This is a genomic window from Desulfovulcanus ferrireducens, from assembly GCF_018704065.1.
Classification (GTDB): domain Bacteria; phylum Desulfobacterota; class Desulfovibrionia; order Desulfovibrionales; family Desulfonatronovibrionaceae; genus Desulfovulcanus; species Desulfovulcanus ferrireducens.
This window is the reverse complement of sequence record NZ_JAGUQP010000044.1, coordinates 1-8,326: the sequence shown is the minus strand read 5'-3', so window position 1 is coordinate 8,326 and position 8,326 is coordinate 1. Positions and strand designations below refer to the sequence as shown.

Here is an 8,326-nt window from a genome sequence, read left to right as displayed (position 1 = left end):
ACATGAACAAAATGAACAACGAAACAAATCGCCTAACTTATTGCCTTTATTGAAATATTTTTAACCGGACACTAGTGAAAAAATATATTAGGGTTTTACAACCGATATGGCATTGTTGTGACGGAATAAGAGGTTATTCACGTTTCAGGAGCAGGTTGGAAGGATAAAAAACTCATAATGTTATTACGGCCATCATATTCATGTATAAACAGAAAGATAAACCTATGTATGATTCCACTAATGTAATGACAGTCTGACATAAAAGAGAATTAAACCATTAACTTCTCAAATTTTCGTGCAAATGGAGTCTGAAAAAACTAAAGAAGTTGAAGCTAATTTAGTGGGTTGAAATCACTCGCATGACTTCTTGAGGAATCTTTACTAAAGGCAAAACCTTGTCTACACCTCCGAGATTAATAGCTTCCTGAGGCATTCCAAAAACAACACATGAATCCTTGTCCTGGGCAATGCAATAGGCACCGGCTTCATGCATTTCCAACATTCCTTTGGCCCCGTCATCTCCCATACCTGTCATGATAACACCTATTGCATTCCTGCCAGCATATCTTGCCGCGGAGCGAAACAAAACATCAACTGACGGCCTGTGCCTGGATACCAGAGGCCCGTCCTTAATCTGCACGTAGAACTTAGCCCCGCTACGCTTTAAAAGCATATGTTTGTTTCCCGGCGCAATCAGGGCATGTCCTCTTAAGACTGTATCTCTATCCTGGGCCTCCTTGACTGTGATAGCACAGATGGAATCCAGTCTCTTAGCAAAGGCCGTAGTAAATTTTTCCGGCATGTGCTGGACAATGACTATGCCCGGACAGTTAAGAGGCATGGCCTGTAAAAATTGTTGAATGGCCTCAGTCCCACCGGTTGATGCCCCCACAGCCACCACTCTGTCCGTAGTCTCATATGTGATTTTGGATTTAGTCAAAGGAAGAATTACATCAGCACTCTTCTTCTCCTCAACCTTAACCCAGGATGAAGGACAAATCTTTTTAGGTTTGACTTTAGCAGCAGCCTTGACAGCATCACAGAGAATGATCTTGGCTTCTTGTAAAAATTTCTTGGTCCCTAGCTTAGGCTTTTGAATTATTTCCACTGCCCCGTATTCCATGGCCCTTAGAGTAACTTCAGCACCTTGTTCGGTTAAAGTAGAGCAGATTATCACCGGAATAGGATGCTGGGACATAATTTTTTTTAAAAAGGTCAAGCCGTCCATACGAGGCATTTCCACATCCAAAATGATCACATCAGGGGCCTGCCTGCGCATCTTATGTGCTGCAATCAAAGGATCTTGAGCTGTCGCCACAACCTCGATTTCGGGATCGCTACTTAAAACTTCAGAGAGCACCTGTCTGACCAAAGCAGAATCATCAATAACTAAAACTTTTATGGGTTTAGACATAATTTATGAACACTTAAATTTTTTAGACCTTTACTTGCTGTGCTTGTTATGCGGGGATACAAGACGTCAACCTGACTATCCTTCCCTCACAATATTTTAACTATAATCTCTAACACTTAAGGAATTAAACACTTCCTGAAGTCTGAACTGCAGGTGAGTGTACCTCTTACCTGCATTGATATTCCGTAGAGCAATAGCCAATGCCTTTTTGGTACCAATTAAAATGGCTAATCTTCTGGCCCTGGTCAGGCCCGTGTAAATAAGATTTCTTTGCAAAAGCATAAAATGTTGGGTAACCACAGGCATGATAATGGCCGGATATTCACTGCCCTGGGATTTATGAACGCTGACTGCATAAGCCAGAGTCAGCTCATCCAACTCATCAAAATAGTACTTCACAAGATGATCTTCGTAATCCACAACTACCTGCCCTTCTTCCAGATCAATCTCTTTTATCCAACCAAGATCACCGTTAAATACTTCTTTTTCATAGTTATTGCGAATCTGCATAACCCGGTCTCCGACTCTGAATATCCTCTGCCCCCGCTTTAGCTCTTGACTCTGGGGGTTGAGCCGGGCCTGTAATAGCTTATTCAACTCATTGGTTCCCACGTCCCCTTTGTGCATAGGAGTGAGCACCTGCACATCCCTTAACGGATTTAAACCATAGACTTCAGGCATGCGTTCACAAACCATCCTTATGATCAACTCTTGCACTCGAACCAAATCCTCCTGCTCCACCCAGTAAAAATCTGCATCCGGCGCAGGCTTAGAACACTTTATCGGAAACTTACCCTCATTTATACGGTGAGCATTTACCACGATCATGCTTTCCATGGCCTGACGAAAAATAGTAGTCAACTTTACAACCGGGATGGCCTCGCTCCTTAGAATATCAGCCAAAATATTCCCCGGCCCGACCGAAGGAAGCTGATGCACGTCACCGATTAAAACCAACCGACAGGTCAGTGGCAAGGCGCGAAGCAAATTCAAACAAAGTGGTCCGTCAAGCATGGATACCTCATCCACTATTAATACATCAACAGCCAGCTTGTTTTCTTCATTGTGCACTAGTTGCCCCTGGGGTGTTGCACCTAACAACCGATGGATAGTGCGGGCCTCTCCCCCTGTTGCTTCGGAAAGTCGTTTTGCTGCCCGACCAGTAGGCGCGGCCAGTTTAACTTTAAGCCCCAACTGATTAAAAATGTGCACAATCATCCTGGTGATAGTTGTTTTGCCTGTTCCTGGCCCACCGGTGATGACAAAGACTTTATTTGTACACGCTCCCAACACGGCCTGTCTCTGTTCAGGGGTCAGCGTAAGGCGCTCTCTGGCCTCTATCTTGGGTAATATTTGAGAAACCTTGGTTTCGGATATGGCTGCCGGGTGAGTATAAAGATGATACAATCTGGAGGAAATCTCCTTTTCCAGACGATAAAAATAGGTCAGATATACTGCCTGCTTTACGCCTTGTTGGGGAAGATCTTCTTTAAAAATACGTTTGCGCTCAAGAAGGTCATCCAGTGCTTTAAGGATCAAGTTCCCGTCAATATCCCCAAGGATATCCAGCACTTTTTTGACCAGTTCTTCTTCCGGATAAAACAGATGACCCTGTTCACTTAACTTAAACAAAGTATAGGAAATAGCGGCCTGAAGCCGCTGTTCACTATCAAGAGCAAAACCAAGTTTTAAGGCCATTTTATCGGCTGTTTTAAAGCCTATGCCCTGGATATCATAAGCCAGATCATAAGGATTCTCTTTGAGCTTCTTGACCGACTCCTGGCCATATTTTTTGAAAATACGTGTGGCAAAAGTAGGAGCCACCTCATGGCTTTGCAAAAAGAGCATCAACGCCTTGATCTCACGTTGCTGGGCCCAGGAACGTACAATCATCTCCTTTTTCTTTGGCCCAATCCCTTCAACCTCTAGAAGACGCTCTGGTTCTTTATCAATAATCTCCAGAACCCTGGCCCCAAACTTGTCAATGAGTCTTTGAGCCATAACCGGGCCAATGCCCTTGATCAAATGAGAGCTTAAATAGCGTCTGATACCATTGATGCTGGCTGGAAATAGCTGCTCAAAATCCTGAACCGAAATCTGACGACCATATTTGGGATGCTCCTTCCAGAAGCCTTTAATCTTGAGCATCTCACCCGGGGCAATACTACCCAGGTAGCCACAAATGGTCACTAGACCGGGATACTGGCTGGTCCTTATACGAGCAATAGTGTAGCCGTTCTCGGGATTATTATAAACGATATTTATGACTTCAGCCTTGAATTCCTGCATCTATTTAGAAATGGATCTTTAATGTCCTGTAATAGCTCAATCTACCAACTACTCTCTTAGTGTGTGACCGTAATTGGATAAAAATCTTCCTGTGTTTTCTCTCCAGCTTTCAGATGTAAATCTCCTTGGACGAACTAACTCCTAACGACCTAAAATGATAGCAGTTATTGACCATATTCGATACTTATAATTGGACTACTCGTACCCTGATGGATGTATAGAAAATAAAATCTCGTCTGAAAGACTGAAGGAATAGCCTTATCGGTACAGGCAACAGGCTGTAATTTCAACAATAAAATTGCAAAAAACTCAGCTAAAAGCTGAAAACTAACTTCATGTTAACAATGTCCAGTTGACAGCGTTTTCATCACCCACATTTTTTCATTACATGTGCATAACTAATCACCTTCTTAACATTTTTACGTTTTAAAGGCTGGCAGCTTGAAGTTGTTGGCCCAAAATACGAAATGCTTTTTGGGTTCAGTTTTTTTACCTACACGAGGGGGGATTAGAAGCGTATAAAAGTCTGTGGTCAAACCATTCATTTACTCAACTTTCTGACACGATTAACATCCTCAAATTACTACACAATTGAAGAGTGCATTTTCTGAAATGCATTACAAACGGGTTGGGTAACACATCTTGGCGAAGATTGCGGAAGTGCTGTGCATAGGGAGGTTATTCCATCGAACTTTCGAAACCCATCATAACAACAGAAAAGGGATTAAGTGACATTCTATTGACTAACCCCATTATGCACAGCCCGCAAGCAAGCCTTAGATGTGTCCAAGTCTTTGTTAGCATTGAAGAAAATGTGCTCGCAAATTAACTCAAAAAGTTGAGTCATTTAGTAAAAAGAATCAATTAGTTAGAACAATAAACATAAAAACACTACGAACAAAAAAATAAGAGAGTTACAATTTTACATTCTTTAACCTCAAGGAGTTACCTACTACTGACACGGAACTAAAACTCATGGCTGCTGCAGCAATAATAGGACTTAAGAGTATGCCAAAAAACGGATACAGGACGCCAGCAGCAACAGGAACGCCCAGGGCATTATAGACAAAAGCGAAAAACAGGTTTTGCTTTATGTTGCGGATGGTTGCTTTACTCAGGAGCCTTGCACGCACAATCCCTCGAAGATCACCCTTAACAAGGGTTACTCCGGCGCTTTCCATGGCCACATCTGTGCCGGTTCCCATGGCTATGCCAACATGGGCCTGAGCTAGAGCCGGGGCATCGTTGATGCCATCTCCAGCCATGGCCACAATTCGCCCTTCATTCTGAAACTTTTTTACTACTTCAACTTTATCTTCCGGTAGGACATCTGCTATAACCTCGTCAATATCCAGTTTTTTGGCAACTGCCTGGGCAGTATGTTTATTATCGCCGGTCACCATCACTACACGGATTCCTTCTGCGTGAAGTTGCTCTATCGCCTGCGGAGTTGTATTTTTGATGGGGTCTGAGACACTCAATAATCCTGCAAATTCTCCGTCAATACCCACTAACATAACCGTATCTCCTTCAGCGCGCATCTGGTCGGCTTGAGCGGCAAACTTTCCATAATCAATGCTGAAATCTTTTAGTAGCTTCTTGTTCCCAAAAAGCACTGAGTGTCCTTTAACATTTCCACTGACCCCTTTACCTGTATGAGATTCAAAATCCTTTGGCTCAACCAAATCTACCCCTCTGTTCAATGCACCCTCAACAATCGCTGTTGCAAGAGGGTGTTCACTCCCTTTTTCCAGGCTTCCAACCAATTGAAGTATCTCTTTTTCATCAAAAGAACCAGCAGGCACAACTTTTGTCAATTTGGGTTTTCCTTCAGTAAGAGTCCCTGTTTTGTCCACTACCAATGTATCCACCTTGCGAAGTATTTCTATAGACTCGGCATCCCGAAAAAGAATCCCCATGGTTGCTCCCTTGCCCGTGGCGACCATGATCGACATGGGGGTCGCAAGACCTAGAGCGCAGGGACAGGCAATGATAAGGACTGAGACTGCGGCGATGAGTGCGTGGGCTATTCGAGGTTCTGGTCCTACCCAGGCCCAAATGCCAAAGGCAATGATAGAGGATGCGATTACCGCTGGGACAAAATATGCAGCAACAATATCCGCAAGCTTTTGAATGGGGGCTCGGCTGCGTTGGGCTTCAGCAACCATCTGCACTATCTGAGAAAGTAAAGTTTCTGCCCCGACTTTTTCCGCCTTTATGATCAGGGTGCCTGTGCCGTTAACAGTGGCCCCCACTACTCGATCATTAGGTCCTTTTGCTACCGGAACAGGCTCACCAGTAATCATTGATTCATCAACATTACTTGTTCCCTCAATAACCACTCCATCAACGGGAATTTTTTCTCCGGGACGAACTCTGAGCAAATCTCCAGGTTTGACCAATTCCAGCGGGACGTCTTTTTCTCCGTCATCACTAATCAGTCTTGCAGTCTTTGGTGCCAACCCCAGGAGGGCTTTGATTGCCGCACCTGTTTGGCTACGGGCCTTAAGTTCAAGCACCTGGCCAAGGAGTACCAGGGTAACAATTACTGCTGAAGCCTCAAAGTATACTCCAACCATACCATCTGGCCCCCGCAACGAAGGGGGAAATATCCCGGGGAAAAGCGTGGCCACCAGACTGTAAATGTAGGCGACTCCCACACCAAGGCCAATTAGAGTAAACATGTTTAAACTTTTATTGACCACGGAATACCAGGCCCGAACAAAAAACGGCCAGCCACACCACAAAACAACAGGAGTTGCAAGGACAAGTTCAAGCCAGTGGTAAAATTTGGTAGAGGCCCAAAGATCCAAAACCCCTCCACCAGGGAGAATATCCCTCATGGCAATGATAACCAGAGGGATCGTGAATACTGTACCAACCCAAAAACGTTTCCACATGTAATCCAGTTCAGGATTTTTTTCGTCCATTGCTGTTGCTGCACGGGGCTCCAAGGCCATCCCGCAGATAGGGCAGCTACCGGGTTCATTACGGACCACTTCCGGGTGCATAGGGCACACCCATTCTGTGCTGGAACTTTGAGGCTCCGGGAGAATGGGCTCTAAGGCCATTCCGCATTTGGGACATGTTCCGGGTGCATCCTGTTTAATTTCAGGATGCATGGGGCATGTATAGATTTGGCTTTTATGAGAAAGTTCTCTGGTATCATTGGACATATTGTCTAAATTATCCTGAATCCCTCCACCGATATAGTCTTTGGGATTGTGGCGAAATTTTTCCAGGCAGTGTTTGCTGCAAAAATAATAAGTTTGTCCATTATGTTTATGCTGAAGGAATTCGTTTTCATTTTCAGTCTTCATTCCGCAAACAGGATCAACAAATTCCTTCTTAATGGTATGGGCATGTTGAGAATGTCCTTTTCTAGTTCCGTTTGTACTATGGTTATGCATTGCTCTCCCTCTCTTTCCGACAATTATTCTCGGGCAGAGGCGTAAAACACAAATTATCAAAAAAACCGAAGGCAGAGAATGAACAAACTCATATTCTCTTACCTTCGGCCATAATTCCTTCTGTTTTCAGTCAGCTAATAGACTTAATTAGCTTCTTCAGGAAAGAACATCCCAGGATGCATCATCCCAGGCCCCATCATCCCTGGACCCATCATCATCCCAGGTTGCATCATGCCGCCCATCATGCCCATTCCTCTACCCATCATGGGGAAGATGAAACCTCCTTTTTTGAGTTCAATTTGCATAGATACCTGCTCTTTTAAAAGCTTAGCTCGAAGATCACTAATGTCATCAACAAGACTGTTTACCTTTTTCATGTCAATCTTTTCATCAAGCAAGGCAGCCTTTAATCGAAGCTGCTTGGAATACAACTTTTGAAAAATATTTTGGATCACGCCAGAATGTTTTTGATAAATCTTTTGCAAAGCTTCCTGTTTTTCTCTTGGAATCTGAGCGTACATACCTTGATAGCCAGGCATGACAGCAGCCCCTCCCATCATCCCGCCTCTCTGGCCATGACCACTTGGACTCGCAAAGCTTAGAGAACTCACCATCAAAACAGCCAAAATAGCCATGAAGATAACTTTTGCGTTTTTGAGATTCATAAAAACTCCTCCTTCTTTAAAGTGTTTGAGTTATATAATGATTGCCACAATGACTTTTATAACAGTTATTTTCTATCGTGAGTACGTAGCGATAAAATTATTTGGTTTAATAAAAACACCATAACCTGACTTTTCAACCCTATAAAAAAGTCTAAAACACCTTCTTCTTTTTTTCCACTATTATTTTGAAAAAAAAGATCGGTAAATTTCCATGATGGAATCAAGCCTGGTTCGGAGAAAAAATCTTAGATTTTCCGGACCTACCCTTTTATTCTGGACATGGAATAAGGAGGGAAATTTTATTGAGGCAACTGGCTGGAGGGCTTTGAATAAATTTTCTTGCAGATGCTAACTTATGGGTGATCCCAACCGCAGAAATAATGCGGTTACTAGTGAAAACTCCAGTTATTAACAAATAACTTATCTCAACTTTCTCGTATGTTTACATCACCTGTTTTCAAATTTAAGAGATAAAGAAATAAGAATTTAGGCGTGACAGACCGTTCAACTTTCTGGTGCATCAAGACACCGTAACTCAGCTTTTGGTC

Annotated in this window: 4 protein-coding genes; all 4 read right to left on the bottom strand. The window is 43.4% G+C overall.

Going from position 1 to position 8,326, the window contains the following annotated elements:
• Window positions 1–337: 337 nt before the first annotated feature.
• The 4 genes from KFV02_RS11070 to KFV02_RS11055 all read right to left on the bottom strand — a co-directional run bounded on the left by KFV02_RS11070 (window position 338) and on the right by KFV02_RS11055 (window position 7,778).
• Window positions 338–1,414, bottom strand: coding sequence for a protein-glutamate methylesterase/protein-glutamine glutaminase (locus KFV02_RS11070; RefSeq protein WP_252381619.1), 1,077 nt, complete (start codon window positions 1,412–1,414; stop codon window positions 338–340).
• Between the two features lie 96 nt (window positions 1,415–1,510).
• Complete coding sequence (gene recD2, locus KFV02_RS11065; protein WP_252381618.1) at window positions 1,511–3,703, bottom strand: SF1B family DNA helicase RecD2; 2,193 nt, start codon at window positions 3,701–3,703, stop codon at window positions 1,511–1,513.
• Between the two features lie 914 nt (window positions 3,704–4,617).
• Window positions 4,618–7,113, bottom strand: a complete 2,496-nt coding sequence (locus KFV02_RS11060; protein ID WP_252381617.1) for a heavy metal translocating P-type ATPase — start codon at window positions 7,111–7,113, stop codon at window positions 4,618–4,620.
• A 143-nt stretch (window positions 7,114–7,256) separates the two neighbouring features.
• Entirely contained in the window at window positions 7,257–7,778 is a 522-nt protein-coding gene (locus KFV02_RS11055) for a periplasmic heavy metal sensor (protein ID WP_252381616.1), read from the bottom strand.
• Between the last annotated feature and the right edge of the window lie 548 nt (window positions 7,779–8,326).

Coding starts and splice junctions, on each gene's coding strand:
- KFV02_RS11070 (WP_252381619.1), bottom strand. CDS start 1,414: ATGTCTAAACCCATAAAAGTTTTAGTTATTGATGATTCTGCTTTGGTC.
- recD2 (WP_252381618.1), bottom strand. CDS start 3,703: ATGCAGGAATTCAAGGCTGAAGTCATAAATATCGTTTATAATAATCCC.
- KFV02_RS11060 (WP_252381617.1), bottom strand. CDS start 7,113: ATGCATAACCATAGTACAAACGGAACTAGAAAAGGACATTCTCAACAT.
- KFV02_RS11055 (WP_252381616.1), bottom strand. CDS start 7,778: ATGAATCTCAAAAACGCAAAAGTTATCTTCATGGCTATTTTGGCTGTT.